Annotated in this window: 12 protein-coding genes; 6 read left to right on the top strand and 6 right to left on the bottom strand. The window is 73.8% G+C overall.

Annotated elements, in window-relative coordinates; genetic code table 11:
* The first annotated feature begins 29 nt into the window (after positions 1 to 29).
* Positions 30 to 689, top strand: coding sequence for a leucine efflux protein LeuE (gene leuE / locus AB0L74_RS14835; RefSeq protein ID WP_365650723.1), 660 nt, complete (start codon positions 30 to 32; stop codon positions 687 to 689).
* Positions 690 to 812: 123 nt separating this feature from the next.
* Here the strand turns inward: leuE and AB0L74_RS14830 are convergent, their stop codons facing one another.
* From AB0L74_RS14830 to AB0L74_RS14805, 6 genes are all read right to left on the bottom strand, one after another.
* Positions 813 to 1,739, bottom strand: coding sequence for a class I SAM-dependent methyltransferase (locus AB0L74_RS14830; RefSeq protein ID WP_365650720.1), 927 nt, complete (start codon positions 1,737 to 1,739; stop codon positions 813 to 815).
* A 63-nt stretch (positions 1,740 to 1,802) separates the two neighbouring features.
* Positions 1,803 to 2,957, bottom strand: coding sequence for an acyltransferase (locus AB0L74_RS14825; protein WP_365650717.1), 1,155 nt, complete (start codon positions 2,955 to 2,957; stop codon positions 1,803 to 1,805).
* Between the two features lie 86 nt (positions 2,958 to 3,043).
* Complete coding sequence (locus tag AB0L74_RS14820; protein ID WP_365650714.1) at positions 3,044 to 4,000, bottom strand: class I SAM-dependent methyltransferase; 957 nt, start codon at positions 3,998 to 4,000, stop codon at positions 3,044 to 3,046.
* A gap of 260 nt (positions 4,001 to 4,260) precedes the next feature.
* Positions 4,261 to 6,921, bottom strand: a complete 2,661-nt coding sequence (locus AB0L74_RS14815; RefSeq protein WP_365650711.1) for a glycosyltransferase family 4 protein — start codon at positions 6,919 to 6,921, stop codon at positions 4,261 to 4,263.
* A 285-nt stretch (positions 6,922 to 7,206) separates the two neighbouring features.
* The gene (locus tag AB0L74_RS14810; RefSeq protein WP_365650708.1) at positions 7,207 to 8,541 is read right to left on the bottom strand and encodes a polysialyltransferase family glycosyltransferase; all 1,335 of its coding nucleotides are present in this window, start codon (positions 8,539 to 8,541) and stop codon (positions 7,207 to 7,209) included.
* The gene (locus AB0L74_RS14805) at positions 8,538 to 9,518 is read right to left on the bottom strand and encodes a glycosyltransferase family 2 protein (protein ID WP_365650706.1); all 981 of its coding nucleotides are present in this window, start codon (positions 9,516 to 9,518) and stop codon (positions 8,538 to 8,540) included. The genes AB0L74_RS14810 and AB0L74_RS14805 overlap by 4 nt, the downstream gene beginning before the upstream one ends.
* A gap of 198 nt (positions 9,519 to 9,716) precedes the next feature.
* Here AB0L74_RS14805 and AB0L74_RS14800 point away from each other — a divergent pair, with 198 nt between their 5' ends.
* The 5 genes from AB0L74_RS14800 (at position 9,717) to AB0L74_RS14780 (ending at position 16,218) form a co-directional block, all read left to right on the top strand.
* Positions 9,717 to 11,057 carry a DUF6716 putative glycosyltransferase gene (locus AB0L74_RS14800; RefSeq protein WP_365650702.1) on the top strand — a complete coding sequence of 447 codons (1,341 nt, stop codon included), beginning with the start codon at positions 9,717 to 9,719 and terminating at the stop codon, positions 11,055 to 11,057.
* A gap of 41 nt (positions 11,058 to 11,098) precedes the next feature.
* Entirely contained in the window at positions 11,099 to 12,463 is a 1,365-nt protein-coding gene (locus tag AB0L74_RS14795) for an acylneuraminate cytidylyltransferase (RefSeq protein ID WP_365650699.1), read from the top strand.
* 2 nt (positions 12,464 to 12,465) lie between these two features.
* Positions 12,466 to 13,404 carry an N-acetylneuraminate synthase family protein gene (locus AB0L74_RS14790; RefSeq protein WP_365650696.1) on the top strand — a complete coding sequence of 313 codons (939 nt, stop codon included), beginning with the start codon at positions 12,466 to 12,468 and terminating at the stop codon, positions 13,402 to 13,404.
* A 52-nt stretch (positions 13,405 to 13,456) separates the two neighbouring features.
* A complete protein-coding gene (locus AB0L74_RS14785; RefSeq protein ID WP_365650693.1) occupies positions 13,457 to 14,524 on the top strand; it encodes a hypothetical protein in 1,068 nt (355 codons plus the stop codon).
* A gap of 452 nt (positions 14,525 to 14,976) precedes the next feature.
* Positions 14,977 to 16,218 (top strand): amidohydrolase, encoded by a 1,242-nt coding sequence (locus AB0L74_RS14780; protein WP_365651180.1) that lies wholly within the window; start codon positions 14,977 to 14,979, stop codon positions 16,216 to 16,218.
* Positions 16,219 to 16,314: the final 96 nt, after the last annotated feature.

Genomic DNA, 16,314 nt, shown 5'->3' with positions numbered 1-16,314 from the left:
TGTCGTACTCACGTGCGACACTCCTTCCCATGTTCGGCGTCATCGATCTCCCCACCTACCTCGCGGGCCTGGTACTGATCGTCCTGCTCCCCGGCCCCAACTCCTTGTACGTCCTCTCCGTCGCCGCCCGGCGCGGGGTGCGCGCCGGGTACCGCGCCGCCGCCGGGGTCTGGTGCGGGGACACCGTGCTGATGACCCTCTCGGCCGCCGGGGTCGCCTCGCTGCTCCAGGCCAACGCGCTGCTGTTCGGGATCGTGAAGTACGCCGGGGCCGGATACCTGACCTGGCTGGCCGTGGGCATGCTGCGGGCCGCCTGGGGGATGTGGCGGACCCGGCGCGACCGGAGCGCCGAGGGCGGCGGCGACCCGGCCGCCGGTGCCGTCGCCGACGAGCGCCCCTACCGCCGCGCCCTGGTCATCAGTCTCGTCAACCCGAAGGCGATCCTGTTCTTCGTCGCCTTCTTCGTGCAGTTCGTCGACCCGGCCTACGCCTACCCCGCGCTCTCCTTCGTGGTCCTGGGCACCCTCGCCCAGCTGGCCAGCGTCCTCTACCTCAGCGCCCTGATCCTCAGCGGCACCCGGCTGGCCGCCGCCTTCCGCCGCCGCAGGCGTCTGTCGGCGACGGCCACCTCGGCGGCGGGCGCGCTGTTCCTGGGATTCGCGGTGAAGCTGTCGCTGGCGAGCGCCTGACCGCCGGCCCCGGTCACCTCAGGGCCCACGAGGGCGAGGTGCTCCGCGAGGCCGTCCGCCGCCGGGGGCGCTTCGGAGCGGGGCGCGCGCCGGGGGTACGGCGTCCGCGCCCCCAGTACAACGCTAGGAAGCGGCCCGTGCGCCCGGTGTACGGCGTCCGCGCCCCGCGCGGTGGCGGCGGACGGCCCGGGTGACGACCGGCGGCAGCAGGTCCACGGCGAGACGGCGGGCGCGGGCGGTGCCGGCGGGGCGGGCCGCCGGCACCGGCCGGGGCGCCGGGGCGGGGGGCTCGTAGTGCCGCGAGCGCGGGAACGGCGGCGGCTGCATGCCCTTGGCCCGCACCCGCACCAGCCGGTGCCCGGCGGCCTCCTGCGTACTCACCGAGCAGTCCTCGCGCCGGCCCAGCACGGCGATCAGCTCCTCCTGGACGGGTACGGGATCGCCCCAGGTGCCGTACAGCTTCTGGGAGCTGAGGCAGACGGGCCGCAGCCCGTGGTTGAGCACCGCCTCCCAGGCGGCGACGGAGACGCCGGGGGTGTGCTCGGAGCGGAAGTCGTCCAGGACGACGACGCCCTCGGGCAGCAGCAGCTCGCGGGCCGCCTCGATGTCGCCGCGGACATGCTCGTACAGATGCGAGGCGTCGATGTGGACGAACCGGCATGTGCCCGGCGCGACCTCCTCGGTGATCACGGAGGTCGGCGCGTGGACGATCTCCGGCAGGGTGTCGTGGAAGGAGAGGTAGTTCCGCTCGAACGCCTGGCGGGTGAGCGAGGCGTAGGACCGCGCCGACTCCGCGCGGTTGGCCCGGTCCGGGGCCTGGCTGCCGAACAGGTCGCAGACGGTGAACCGTTCGCCCGGCCGGCGGTGGTGCCCCAGCAGGATCGCGCTCTTGCCCAGGTAGGCGCCCAGTTCCAGCAGGTCGCCCCGCAGGCCCCGCGCCGACTGCCGTTCCAGGAACCATGTGAACAGCAGCTGGTCGAGCGGCCAGAACCAGCCGGGCACGTCGTTCAGCTCACCGGGGTACGTCTCGGGTGCGTGTGCAGTGGCCATGGGGGGAGGTTGCCTGCCGGGCGCACCCCGTTCCAGCTCCACGCCGCATATCGTGTGAAGAAATCACCGGATGCGTGACAGAGCCGCCCGCAAACGGGGGGTCAGCGGCTTCTCGACGTACCGGTTCAGCAGCCAGGCCAGCAGCAGCATCGCGGCCAGGGTCAGCGCGAAGGTCGTCGCCGAGCCCAGGCCCGCACCGCGGTGCAGGGCGTGGATCACCACCCAGCCGAGGTGCTCGTGGACGAGGTAGAACGGGTACGTCAGCGCGCCCGCCACGGTCAGCCAGCGCCAGTCGGCGCGGTTCAGCAGGCCCAGCGCGATCGCCGCGACCGCCGCGAAGCCGACGGCGACGACGAGGACGATGCCGGCCGTGGTGCGGTGGGCGAAGGCGTCCGGATCGGCCGCGTTCCACAGCTCGCCGACCGCGTAGTGCTGCCCGACGAGGAAGCCGACCGCCGCGATGCCCCACCCGCAGGCGTCCCGCCGGTCGCGGTGGACGAGGTACAGGCCGATGCCGCCGATGAAGAACGGCGCGTACTCGGGCATGAGGACCAGATCGAGCAGCGGCTCGTCGGCGGCCTGGGCGAGCGCCGCCGCCAGCGTCCAGCAGGCGCAGAACAGGATCACCCGCCGCCGGGTCGCCCCCGGCAGGACCACGCACAGCGCGAACAGCGCGTAGAACCGGACCTCCGCCCACAGCGTCCAGCACACGCCGAGCACCCGGTCGGCGCCCAGCGGCTGCTGGAGCATGGTCAGGTTCACCAGCGCGTCGCTCGGTGACACCGCCTCGTAGGCGACCACCGGCAGCGCGAAGACCGCCGTCACCAGGACCACCGCCACCCAGTAGGCGGGCAGCAGCCGGGCGGCCCGGGAGGCGAAGAACGACGACAGGGGCCGGCCCCAGCCGCTCATGCAGATCACGAACCCGCTGATCACGAAGAAGACCTGGACGCCCAGGCAGCCGTAGGCGAAGAGCTGGTGCAGCGTCGGGAACTGGTGCCGGGGGGACGTGCCCCACGCCTCGGTGACGTGACCGCCGCGCCCGCCGTAGTGGTAGAGGGCCACCATCAGCGCGGCCACCAGGCGCAGCCCGTCCAGGGCGCGCAGCCGGGCGGGGGCGGCCTTCCGCCGCGGCGGGCGGGCCGGGTCGGCGGGGCCCGGGGTCCCGGTGACGGCGGCGGGCTGCGACGCGGACGCCGTCATGACCGTCTCGGTCATGTGCGTGACTCCTTCGACCGTGCGCGGTTCACGGTCACTGCTGGTGCGGGTGGGCGGGGTCGCCCCGGTGCGGGCGGCGGGCGGTGTCAGGCCGCCCGCAGGTAGGCCGAGTGCGCCGCCTTGCCGAGGTAGGTGAAGCGCGTCTCGCCGGTCAGGTGCGTGTCCAGGGCCTGCTTGATGCCGGGCCAGTTCGGGTCGCCGTAGTCGTCCAGGACGACGACGGCGCCGGGCGCCGCTATCTCCTCGGCCCACTGAAGGTCCTGGGCCACGCCCCGTTCGGAGTGGTCCCCGTCCACGACGATGACGCCGTAGGCGCGGTCGGAGACGGCGGCCCGGGTCGCGGGGTCCTCCGAGAATCCCCGCTGGACGCGGGCCGCCGCGCCCGCCGGGCCGGCCAGGGCGAGGTTGGTGCGTACGGCGTGCTCGTCGACCGGGGCGCCGGTGGGGTCCGGGCGCTGGGCGGTGCCGGGCTGGAGCTGGACGCCGGCGAAGGGATCGACGATGGTCAGGCTCGGGCTGCGTCCGTCGCGCTCCATCATGCGGACCAGCCCGGCGGAGAACATCCCGTACAGCGTCCCGATCTCCAGGATCTCGTCATTGGGCGGGTCGAGCAGCGGTATCGTGCCGAGCTTGCCGCAGATGTTCATGGTGCCGCCCGCGATCCGGCCCACCCCGAGCGACTCCAGCGCCACGAGCAGACGGAAGGCGGCGGCGACGTTGCGCACCGCGGCCTCCCGGTCCCCGGCCAGCGCGGCGACCTCGGCGTGGAGGCGGTCCAGCGGCGCCTCGGCCACCATCCGGGAGATGCCGCGGCCCCGTGGTCCGAGCAGGAGCTCGAAGGTGAGCTGGCGGCGTCTGAGGAGCTCGACGTCACGGGCCAGTCGCTCCGTGTCGGGCGCGTCGGGGCTCCGGAGCGCGGTGGTGCGCGCGACCGCCGAGCGGACCCGCCGCTCGATGCGCTGGTCGATGAGGTCGGCGACCGGACGCAGCAGACGCCGGGAGACCGAGCTGCGAAGCAGCGAGCGGCTGTTCGTGGAAGCCATGGAAACCAAGGACCTCAATCCGTCACGGGAGTTGAACGGGGGTGCGAGGAGCGCGGTGGGGCCAGGCTAGGCAGCCGCCCGCCGGGGTGCGGAGCCGTCGGGCGGAGGATCGGGGGAACTTCTGCTGAACTCTGGGTGACCCGCGGGAGCGGCGGCCCGGATGCCGCGCGTCCGGGCCGCCGCCGGGCCGCCCGCCTGTGCGGGCGGGCGGGCGGCCGGAGGAACGGCGGGGTGTCGCCGTCAGTGCCCTCGCGTCGCCGTCAGTGGCCCTTGCGCAGCCGTGCCGAGTGCGTGGTCACCTGGGCGCGCACCGACTCCCGGCGGGCCAGCAGGCGGATGGACCGGCCGCGCGCGCCGAGGAGCCCGGCGACACGGGAGATCTCCGACCACACCCGGCCCCGGTCGCCCCCGGCGATCGCCGCCGCGGCCAGCAGCTGGCACGCCTCCTTCACCTGGCCCCGCCCCGCGCGCAGCTCGGCCATCCCGATCAGCACGTCGACCGGCTGCCGCCGGCGCAGTATCTCGGTGCCCACCCGCAGCGCGTCCTCGACGTTGCCGCTGCGCACATGGCGCTTGAAGTCCTCGTTGAGGTGCCGGATCTGCTGGGGTATCACGGCCCGGACCTCCTCGGCCGCGCCGGTGTCCGCCCGGTCCCCGCCGCCCGCGCCCGTGTCCGGATCGCCGGGCTGCCCGTGCGCCGCCCGCCGCGGGCCGGGCAGGCCCAGCGCCGCCGTCATCCGGGCGGTGAACGCGGGGATGTCGAACAGCTCCTCGACCTCGCGGTAGTCGTCCTCGGACACCCGCTCGCCGAGCACGGCCCCCAGCGCCGTTAGCGCCGCCTGCGGGGTGTAGTCGGCGAAGGACCGGTAGCCCGGCACCCCGTCGAGCACCTCCCGCGAGCCCACCCGGTGGTAGGTCACCACGCGCAGCCGCTGCTGCACGGCCTCCACCACCGACAGCGGCATCGGGTCGTCGACGGAGGAGAGGAAGAAGACGTCCGACGCGGCGAGTTCGGCCCGCACCCGCTCGCGGGACAGGGCGCCCATCCAGGTCACCCGGTCCGACAGCAGGGTGGTCGGCGCGATGCGCGGGGTGCGGTGCCCGATCCACGCGAACCGCCACGGCAGCCCCTCGGTGTGCGCGAGCTCCGCCACCCGGGAGAAGAGGTCCAGCCCCTTGCGGTCCTGCATGGAGCCGACCATCACGATCCTCGGCCGCGGGCCGGGTTCGACCCGGGCCCGCGCCCGGTTCAGGTCCTGCGGCACGGTGTTGTAGACGACGACGGGGTCGGCGACCCCGAGGCCCCGGAACATGTCCGCCTGGGCGGCCGACACGCACAGCACCGTCAGCTCCGGCAGCAGCCGCAGCATCTCCTTGTGGCGCAGGGTGTGGTGCTCCGCCTCGTACGCCATGACGTGCTCGGTCTCGTGCGCGTACAGGAAGACCTGCCGGCCGGCGGACACCAGTTCGGCCACGAGCTCGTTGCCCAGCGCCGACCGCCACAGCGGCGCGAGGCTGTTGACGAGGACGACGTCGGTGTCCTTCAGCGCGTCGAGCACGTCCTCGGTGCGGCAGTAGGCGCTGAGGTCGACGTAGCGGATGTCCACGGGGGAGTGGGCCAGCAGGGCCTGGGTGTAGGTGAGGATCGGGATGGCGACTCCCGTCACGTAGCCGAAGCCGAGCCCGAGCACCGCCAGCGACTTCGGCGGCGTCTGCCGCTCCCGTACGGCACGCAGCGCGCGTTCGGCGCGGGTCTCGCGCGGCGCGCCCGAGGAGACGGCGGGCCGCGGCGCGGCCGGCGCGGCCGGCTCCGCCTCCTCCACCACCTTCAGGATCTGCTCCGCCACGTCGTCGCGGAAGGTGAGGAAGTGGGTCAGGGGCTCCCCGGTGGTGTTGCCGGTGAACTTGCCCGTCCGGTGCAGCTGCCCGGCCACGTCGGCCAGCTCGCCGACGGTGCCGACGTTGCGCAGCAGGGCGTGGTTGACGGCCGGGAAGACGATGTTCAGCGGCGGCGGGCTGAACAGGATCAGCGGGACGCCGGCGCGCAGGGTCTGGAGGTAGGTGGTGGAGAAGAAGGTGACGGCCAGGTCGTAGGCGCCCAGGCCCGCCGCGTCCGCCAGCGCCGACTCGTCGAGGACGGTGACGCCGGGCAGCCCGGCCAGCCAGGTCAGATGGCCGGAGAGCGTCGAGGGATGCGGTTTGATCGCGACCTCGCCGAACTCCGCGAGGGCCGCGCAGGCCGCCTTCAGATACTCGCGGTGCTGCTTGGCGGGCAGCTTGCGCTGATCGCCCAGGGGCTGGTCGAGAATGATGATCCGCAGGGGCTCGCGGGAGGTGCGGGCCGGGCGCGGGGCGGGGTTGTGCGCGGCGCGCAGCAGGGCCGGGTCGTCGCTGTGGCCCAGGGCGCCGGTGATGTGGACGACCGGATCGGCGTCCGCCGTGCGGTACAGCAGGTGATGGGCGGTGGCGGGCCCCCACACGCATATCGCCGCGGGTCTGGAGGAGCCGTAGTACCAGTTCTGGTCGCGGACGCCGGGCGTGAGGGTCTTGTAGTGGAAGTCCAGGTGCCCGTCCTGCACGAGCACCACCGGGAGCGTCTCGGCGAGGGCGCGGGCGACGCGGCTGCCGCGCTGCGACTGGTCGTTGAAGAGGATCAGCCGGTCGATGCCCTCGCGCCGCGCGAAGGCGGCCGTCCGGGGGCCGATCTCCTCCAGGAACTGCGCGTGGGCGAGGGTCTCGTCCTCGTGGAACAGGTTGCGTACCTCCACGCCGTCGAGCCGGGCCGAGGTCTCCTCCTCGATCCACCGGCCGACGTCACCGCCGAGGTCGGCGGTGACCGGCAGGAAGGTGTGCTCCCGCGCGCCGGGAGCGCTCATGATCTGAGCGGTGAGACCGACCCCGTTGCGGTTTTCGATGAACACGGCGATACGCATAGACAACCAGCCCAGTCCGAAGGTCAGGTACCGGAAGGCCACCGCTTGTTCGGCCCGCGACGCCGGTCTTGCAGGCGCACCTTCATCGTCGTACAGAGATGTGATGATTTCCCGCAGATCATCGCACGGGGCACGGAAACGTGTGCGTGAAGAGGAAATGAACGGAAAGTGCGATCGGTCGCGGAGTTCTTTCCGTTCATTTTCTCTTCACCGTGAATTGGTGGTACGGCTGCCGGGGGCGGCGGCGCCGGGTCCGTCCCCCCGGGGCGGACGTCACCGCTTGAGGGAGCGCCGCAGCGCCCGCGCCCGGCGTACCACCCGGCGCGCCGCGGCGTTGCGCGGCAGGAAGGCCAGCCGCCGCGGCATGCCGCCGGGCAGGCCCAGCGCGGTCAGCCGCTTCTTCCTGAAGTACCGCCGGGCGCCGGTGTGGAGATGCGCCGTCAGGTACCGCTCGGCCTCGGGGCGCAGCTCCGGCAGGATTTTCGGCTGCATCGTGTACCCGACGGCGCGGACGAGGGAGGTGAGCGCGCCGGTGTCCATGCCCCGGCGCCCTTCGGTGACGGCCGCGCGCTCGGTCGGCTCGGGCAGCAGCGCGTCGACGACCGTGACCGGGACGCGGTTGCTGTTCTCGTACGGGCTGAGCCGGTCCAGCAGCGTGCCCGTGCCGACGCGGGCGACCGGCAGCCCGTACAGCGCGGACGCGGTGAGCAGGCCCGTGGAGAAGCAGCCGACGACCAGCGCCGGACGCATGCGCTGGTAGAGCACCTCCGCGAGGACGGGCGTGTCCAGGACGGTGAGGTCCACGCCGAGCCGCTCGGCCTCCCGCTCCAGGGTGCGGGCGAACCGGGCCGGGGCCGAGGGGTGCGGCTTGAACACGATCCGCTCGTGGCCGAGTCCGGCCGCGCCCCGCAGCATCCGCACATGCAGGTCTTCCTCCTCGCCGGGGGAGAGGATGTTCAGCGCGGACAGGTACTGGCCCAGCAGCAGGGCGGGTTCGGTGAGGGCGGGCAGGCCGTCCCCGGTGTCGGCCAGTTCGGCGAGCACCTTGGTGAACGCGGGGGTGGGCACCACCTCCGGCGGGACGCCGAACTCGGTCAGCAGCAGCGGCGTGAGGCCCGGCACCAGGTCCAGGTGGAGCAGCCGCTCCACCCGGGTGCCGACCAGCGGGTCGAGCTTGTTGCGGGTGGGGCCGTAGCTCATCAGGCCGTCCGCGTAGACGGTGACCGGCGCGTCGGCGAAGATCTGCGTCACGCCGAGCGCCGGGTGCACCTGGATCGACTCCACGGCGAGCGCCACGTCGTCGTCACCGAGCCCCCACGCCAGCCGCAGATACCGCTCCCACACCGGGACGTCCTCCGGGCGCGGCTGCCAGCCGCCCGGGTGGAACGGGAAGATCGCCTCGTTCCACGACACGACGTCGTCGAACCGGGTGCGCAGCCGGTCGAAGCCGGGCATCTGGTCGACCGCGGGCGTCGTCTCGGGCGTCGCCGCGTTGTTGGACACCAGCAGGATCCGCCGGCCGGCGGGGGCGAAACAGCCGGCGTCCAGGGCGGCGGCGAGGGTGGCCGTGCCGTAGAGCGTCGACGCCATGAAGATCTGCGTGGTCACGCCGCCACCTCCCCGGCGGGCACCGGCCGGCGGCGCAGCCGGCGCAGCCGCCCGGCGCGCTCGGCGTCCATCGAGCCGAGCACCTTGTCGAGCGCGTCCTGCGGCATCCGCCGCAGCGCGGCGGCGCTCATCGCCTTCAGTTTGCGGGCCACGGGCGGCTCGAACCTCTCGATCGATCCCAGGTGGTGGGAGATGATGGCGCAGTACGTGCGCACGGCCTTGGGCAGCAGCCGCTCGGCGTCGGGGTCCTCTGCGGTCTCCGCGACCACCTGGTCGAAGGCGCGGATGAAGTCGAGCTGCCGGGCGTCGCCGATCTGCGTCAGCGAGGAGGCGACCCCGCGCCGGTAGAAGACGCCGAGCAGCCCCGTCACGGCGAAGGACTCCGCCTCCCGGTGCAGCTTCCAGATCCACGGCCGGTCCTCGGCCGTGCGCAGCCCGTCGGTGAAGTGGAGCAGACCGCGGTCGACGAGCCGGCGGTGGTAGACGCCGGCCCAGGCGTAGGCGTAGTCGACGGAGGTGGAGCGGTGGGCCGGCAGGATGGCGTCGCGCGGACGCAGCGGGACGTTCCTGCGGCCGTGCGGCACCCGGTGCACCGCGCGGGACCGCGCGGTGCACTGCACATGGTCGGTGCGCACGAAGTCGCAGCCCAGCTCCTCGATCACGGCGACCAGCCGGGCGTAGTAGCCGGGGGCCAGCCAGTCGTCGCCGTCCAGGAAGGTGAGGTACTCGCCGCGAGCCCGGTCGATGCCGGTGTTGCGGGCGGTCGCGAGGCCGCCGTTGCGCTCGTGTCTGACCAGCACCGCGCCGGGCAGCTCGCGCTCCGCGCGCGCGAGGATGTCGGGTGTCCCGTCGGTCGAGCAGTCGTCGACGAGAATGAATTCGAAGTCGTCCCGCGCGTTGGCGCGCAGACTCCTCAGGGCGTCGGGGGCGTATTGCTGCACGTTGTAGAACGGCACGATGACGGAGAGCTTGAGCACGCAGGCGACGCTAGGCCGCGGCCCGGCATTCGGTTTTACCTGCGGCTTGATGCGGAGTGAACGGCGCGTGGCGAAGCCGTGAAGCAGACGGTTTTCCGGGCGGGACACGGGCCGATTCCCCATTCGGCGGTGTGCTGTTAACCGTTTGTTGCTTTCGGGTTGGGCGGTTCCTAGAAATGCCTTCCTAGCGTCTTCGGCGTGCCAGCAAGTGCAGCAAGTGCGACGAAGGCCCTGCGGGTGGCCGTCCTCGCGGACTCCGACACCCGGTGGAAGTGGGGCGCGCTCACCGCGCGCCGCACCGCCCCCCGGGACACGGACCTCCGTCTGGACGGCTACCTCCTGCGGGGCCGCGCCACCCCCACCCCCCGCCAGCTCGACGAGGTCGGCGTCCGCGCCGACACGCTCCGCGAGGTCACCGGCGTCGAGTTCCTGCGCGCCATGGCGCGCGAGCCGTACGACGTGCTCGTCCTCGCCCTGGTCGGCGGCGGAGTGCAGGCGATGCTGCACGGCCTGAAGCGGGTGTGGGAGGACCGGGCCCACCGGCCCGTCGTCGTCACCGGCTACGTCGGCGTCGTCTACGAGAAGCTCGCCGACGGCCTGCTGCTGCGGCACGGCGCCGACCTCGTCCTCGCCAACTCCCGCCAGGACGCCGAGCGTTTCCGGGCCGTGTACGAAGGGGTGGGCGCCGACGCCTCCGCGGTGACCGAGGTGGCGCTGCCGTTCCTGGGCGGCGCCCCCTACACCGGTGAACACGACCCCTACACGGTCGTCTTCGCCGCCCAGCCCTCCGTGCCGGCGAGCCGCGCGGACCGCGCGTACCTGCTGGACCGGCTGATCCGGCACGCCCGCCGCCACCCCGAGCGGGAGGTGCTGCTGAAGCTGCGCTCCCAGCCCGGCGAGCACACCACCCACATCGAGGAACTGCCCTACCAGAAGCTGGCGCAGAAGGCGGACCCGCCGCCCAACCTCCGCCTGGTCTACGGCCACATGGGCGAGGTGCTGGACCGCACCGACCTGCTGGTCACCGTCAGCTCCACGGCCGCCCTGGAGGCGCTGCACCGCCGCATCCCGACCGCCGTCCTCACCGACCTCGGCATCCGCGAGGCGCTCGGCAACCACCACTTCACCGGCTCCGGCTGCCTGGCCTCCTGGGACCAGCTCGACGCCGGGCACCGGCCGGTGCCGGACGAGGAGTGGGTGGCGCGGCAGGGCGTCGCGGCCGGGGCCGGCCCCGGCGGGGAAGGCGCGTACGCCACCGCCTTCGACGCCGCCCGCGCGCGCATCGCCAAGCTGCTCGCCCGGCCCGGCGGCCTGCCCCCGCTGACCCCGTACTACACCCCCGTCACCGCCCCCGGCTATCTGCCCGGCATCCTCGCCCGCCACCACCTCGGCCCCGACGGCACCCCGCTGCCGGGCGCCCCCGCCGGCGACCGGGAGCCCGGCCCCGTCCGGCAGATCGTCCGCCGCGCGGCCCGCGGCGCCTACCGGCACGGCGTGCAGCGCGTGGCGCCCGTCATCCGGCGGATGGGGGAGCTGTGACCGCCCCGGCCGCCCACCCCGCAGCGCAAGGAGACCCGTTCATGTCCACCCCGGAAGCGGAGCCCGCGGCGGGCCGCGGCGCGGCGGTGCGCCGCGTGCTCGCGGTGATCCCCGCACGCGGCGGCTCCAAGGGCGTGCCCGCCAAGAACCTCGCCCCCGTCGGCGGCGTCCCGCTGGTGGCCCGCGCCGTGCGCGAGTGCCGCGCCGCCCGGCTGGTGACCGACGTCGTCGTCTCCACCGACGACCGGGCCATCGCCGACGCCGCCCGCCGGGCCGGCGCCGAGATCGTGCCGCGGCCCGCCGGCATCGCCGGCGACACCGCCACCTCCGAGGCCGCCGTCCTGCACGCCCTGGACGCCCACGAGGCCCTGCACGGCGCCCCCGTCGACGTGGTGCTGCTCGTGCAGTGCACCAGCCCCTTCCTCACCCGCGAGGACGTCGACGGGGTGGCCGGCGCGGTCGCCGAGCGGGGCGCCGACACCGCGGTGACCGTGGCGCCGTTCCACGGCTTCCTCTGGCGCGACGCCGCCGGCGGCCCCGGGGACGGCGGCGGCCGGGGCGTCAACCACGACAAGTCCTTCCGCCCGCGCCGCCAGGACCGGCCCGAGGACCTGCTGGAGACCGGCGCCGCCTACGCGATGGACGCCTCCGGCTTCCGCGCCCACCGGCACCGCTTCTTCGGCCGGACCGAGCTGGTGCGCACCGACCCGGCGCGCGTCCTGGAGATCGACGACCCGCACGACCTGGCCCGGGCCCGCGCGCTGGCGCCCCTGCTGGACGCGGCGCGCCCCGGCGCGCTGCCGACCGCCGCCGACGTCGACGCGGTCGTCCTCGACTTCGACGGAACCCAGACCGACGACCGGGTGCTGATCGACGCCGACGGGCGGGAGCTGGTCGCCGTGCACCGCGGCGACGGACTCGGCATCGCCGCGCTGCGCCGCGGCGGCCTGCGGATGCTGATCCTCTCCACCGAGGTCAACCCCGTCGTCGCCGCCCGCGCCCGCAAGCTGCGCGTCCCGGTGCTGCACGGCGTCGACCGCAAGGACCTCGCGCTGAAGCGGTGGTGCGAGGAGCAGGGCGTCGACCCCGAGCGCGTGCTCTACGTCGGCAACGACGTCAACGACCTGCCGTGCTTCGCCCTGGCCGGCTGGCCGGTGGCGGTCGCCGACGCCCACGACGCCGTACGCGGCGCCGCCCGCGCGGTCACCACCGTCCCCGGCGGCCGGGGCGCGATCCGGGAGATCGCCGGCTGGCTCCTGGGCCCCGGCCTCGACACGCCCGGCACCCCCGAGGACCCCGAGGCCGCCGGGACCCCCGAGGCCCCCGGATCCCCGGCCACTGCCGACTCCCTCCCCTCACTCCCTCACGAACCCCTCACCCAGTCCCACCACGTAAGGACCCCTTGATCATGAGCACCGACTCCCGCATCCGCACGCTCGGCTCGCGCGAGGCCGGCCCCGGCCGCCCCGTCTACGTCACCGGCGAGATCGGCATCAACCACAACGGCGACCTCGACAACGCCTTCAAGCTGATCGACGCGGCCGCCGAGGCCGGCTGCGACGCCGTGAAGTTCCAGAAGCGGACGCCGGAGATCTGCACCCCGCGCGACCAGTGGGACATCGAGCGCGACACCCCCTGGGGCCGGATGACGTACATCGACTACCGCCACCGCGTGGAGTTCGGCGAGGACGAGTACCGCCAGATCGACGACTACTGCAAGACCAAGGGCATCGACTGGTTCGCCTCCCCCTGGGACACCGAGGCCGTCGCCTTCCTGGAGAAGTTCGACGTCCCCGCCCACAAGGTGGCCTCCGCCTCCCTGACCGACGACGAGCTGCTGCGCGCCCTGCGCGCCACCGGCAAGACGATCATCCTGTCCACGGGCATGTCGACGCCGAAGCAGATCCGCCACGCCGTCGAGGTCCTGGGCAGCGACAACATCCTCCTCTGCCACGCCACCTCCACCTACCCGGCCAGGGCCGAGGAGCTGAACCTCCGCGTGATCAACACGCTGGAGAAGGAGTACCCGAACGTCCCGATCGGCTACTCCGGCCACGAGACCGGTTTGCAGACCACCCTCGCCGCCGTCGCCCTCGGCGCCTGCTTCGTCGAGCGCCACATCACCCTCGACCGCGCCATGTGGGGCTCGGACCAGGCCGCCTCGGTGGAGCCGCAGGGCCTCACGCGCCTGGTCCGCGACATCCGCACCATCGAGGAGGCGCTCGGCGACGGCGTGAAGAAGGTCTACGACTCCGAGCTCGGCCCCATGAAGAAGCTGCGCCGGGTCCCCGGCGTCGTCGCCGAGGCGGAGATCGCCGCGGCGGCGGGCGAGCCGGTCTCCGTCTGACCCCGCCCACCACCCCTCCGCCCACGCCCTGAGACGGGACGGTCGTACGCCGATGAGCCCCCGCGCCGGGAATGCCGGCCACCCCACTCTCGCCTTCGTCGAGAGCCCGGTACAGCTCCTGAACGTGCTGGAGTGGGCGCACCTGCGCGCGCCCGGCGCGGGACTCGCCCTGGTGGTGCTGTCGCCCGTCGACCCGATGACCCGGGGCCAGCTGCGCCGCATGGCGGAACTGGCCCGCCGGGAGGGCCACGAGGTCCGCTGGGAGGAGGCCCGCGGCGGTGCCGCGGCCCCCTACCAGACGGTGGGGGGCCTGATGGGCGACCTGCGCCGCGCCGAGCGGATCGTGATGGGCGACCCCTTCTCCCGCTATGTGCAGCTGCTGCTGACCATCACCCGCGCCCGCGAGCTGGTCGTCGTCGACGACGGCACCGCCACCATGGAGTTCGTCACCCAGCTCGCCCGCGGCGAACGCCTGGTGCGCTGGCACCGCAAAGGCCGCCGCCCCGGCCCGCGCGACCTGCTGTTCGCGCCGGTCTCCGCCGCCGCCCGCCGCCGGCTGACCCCGTCCCGGAGCCGCCGGGTGGAGGTCTTCTCCGCCATGCCGATCGAGCAGGCCCCGGACGGGGTGACGGTCACCGCCAACGCCTTCGCCTGGACCCGCGCCCGCTTCGGCCCGCCCCGCCTGACCAAGGGCGCCGACATGGTCGGCACCTCGCTGGTGGAGACGGGCGTCGTGGACGGCGACCGGTACGTCGCCGCCGTCCGGGAGCTGGCGAGGCGGCACGGCGCCACCCGCTACTTCGCCCACCGGCGCGAGAGCGCCGAGAAACTCCACCGGCTGGCCGTGGAGACCGGCCTCCAGATCGTCCGCCCCGACCTGCCCCTGGAACTGATCGCCCGCCGCGGCCCCGTCGGCCGCACCGTCCTCAGCTTCCCCTCCACGGTCGTCCACACCCTGCCCCTGGCCCTGGCCGGTACGGAGGTGAAGGTCGCCGTCTGCGACATCGACCCGGCGTGGCTGACCCAGCACGCCTCCCCGCGCGCCCAGGGCTTCCTGTCCGGGGTGACGGGCTCGGCCCGGGACGCGCACCGCCTGGCGGCGGTGGCGATCGCCGGATAGCTCCCCGGCCGGGGCACGGGTCCCGTCGCCGCTACCGGTGGCTTTCCGGCCGAACGTGCGTATATGACGCTTTTCACGGCAATCACCGGTAGAGGTGAACATCACACCTTTCATGCCGCTCTGACCGTTTGAGCGGGGGCCATCGCCCTCGCCGGAGGGGCTCGGCGGGGCCCCCGCCGCCGGCCCCGCCCGTCCGCCTGATGAGCGCGGACGAGTGGGGCGGGCGGGACGTGGTATCCGTGAGAGAGACGGGTAGCCGGGAGCGGGGGCGGTCGCCGCTTCCCGTGGATCCGAAGATCCACTCGGTCGGCGAAAACCGGCGAGTTTACCCAAGACATTCGACAGATATGCGTGGGGCGACCAGATTTTCTTCCCCTAAGGGGCTGAACTTTTGTTGATCGAGGGTCAACCGGCCGCCTGGGCGTCCTACCCTTCAGAGGGTGAAGCAACTGATGTCCCCAGAGTCCGAGGTCGACCTTCCCGGTGAAGCCCTGCTTCCCGGCGCGCTGCCCGAGGCACTGCGCGCCGAGCTCGTCGCCTTCCGCCGCGACCTGCACATGCACCCCGAGCTGGGCAACCAGGAGTTCCGCACCACCGCAGCGATCAAGGAACGGCTGGAGAAGGCGGGCCTGGCGCCGCGCGTACTCCCCGCCGGCACCGGGCTCATCTGCGACATCGGTGTCGAGGGAGGGGAGAGCCCCGGCGGCGACGGCGGCCCGGGCATACTCGCCCTGCGGGCCGACATCGACGCCCTGCCCATCCCCGACATGAAGAGCGACTGCCCGTACCGGTCCACCGTGCCGGACCGGGCGCACGCCTGCGGGCACGACGTGCACACCACCGTCGTCCTCGGAGCCGGCCTCGTCCTCGCCGGGCTGCACCGCCAGGGGCTGCTGCGCCGCCCCGTGCGGATGATCTTCCAGCCGGCGGAGGAGGTACTGCCCGGCGGCGCCGCCGAAGCCATCGAGGCCGGGGCGCTGGAGGGGGTCCGCCGCATCCTCGCCGTGCACTGCGACCCGCGGGTGGACGCCGGGCGGATCGGGCTGCGCGAGGGCCCCATCACCTCCGCCTGCGACCGGCTGGAGATCGCGCTCGACGGCCCCGGCGGCCACACCGCGCGCCCCCACCTCACCACCGACCTGGTCACCGCCGCCGCCCGCGTCGTTGCCGACGTGCCCGCGCTGGTGGCCCGGCGCATCGACAGCCGCAGCGGCCTCGCCGTCACCTGGGGCCGGATCGAGTCCGGACACGCCCCGAACGTCATCCCGCAGCACGCCGAGCTCGCCGGGACCGTGCGCTGCCTGGACCTCGACGCCTGGCGGCAGGCGCCCGACGTGGTGGTCGCGGCGATCGACGAAGTGGCCAACCTCTACCGTGCCAAGTCCGAGATCACCTACGTCCGCGGCGTCCCGCCGGTCGTCAACCACCCGGACGCCACCGAGCTGCTGCGGGAGGCGATGACCGCCCGGCGCGGCGTGGAGTCGATCGAGGGCACCGAGCAGAGCCTGGGCGGCGAGGACTTCTCCTGGTACCTGGAGCGGGTGCCCGGCGCCATGGCCCGGCTCGGCGTCCGCCCGCCCGGCGAGCGCACGGTCCGCGACCTGCACCAGGGCGACTTCGACGTGGACGAGCACGCCATCACCGTCGGCGTGGAGCTCTTCACCGCCGCCGCCCTCCTCGACGCCCTCGGCTAGCTGTACTGACCCGCGAGGTTGGGGACGCGGCTGGCGGGTGGTTGCCCTTTCAGCGCGGTGTGTCCGCGGTGGTGATTGTAGGTGTGCAGCCATTGC

Origin of the sequence: Streptomyces sp. NPDC052020 (assembly GCF_040680575.1) — a bacterium.
In the GTDB taxonomy this organism is placed as follows: domain Bacteria; phylum Actinomycetota; class Actinomycetes; order Streptomycetales; family Streptomycetaceae; genus Streptomyces.
The sequence above is the reverse complement of the archived record's forward strand: the minus strand, read 5'-3'. Positions and strand labels throughout refer to the sequence as shown.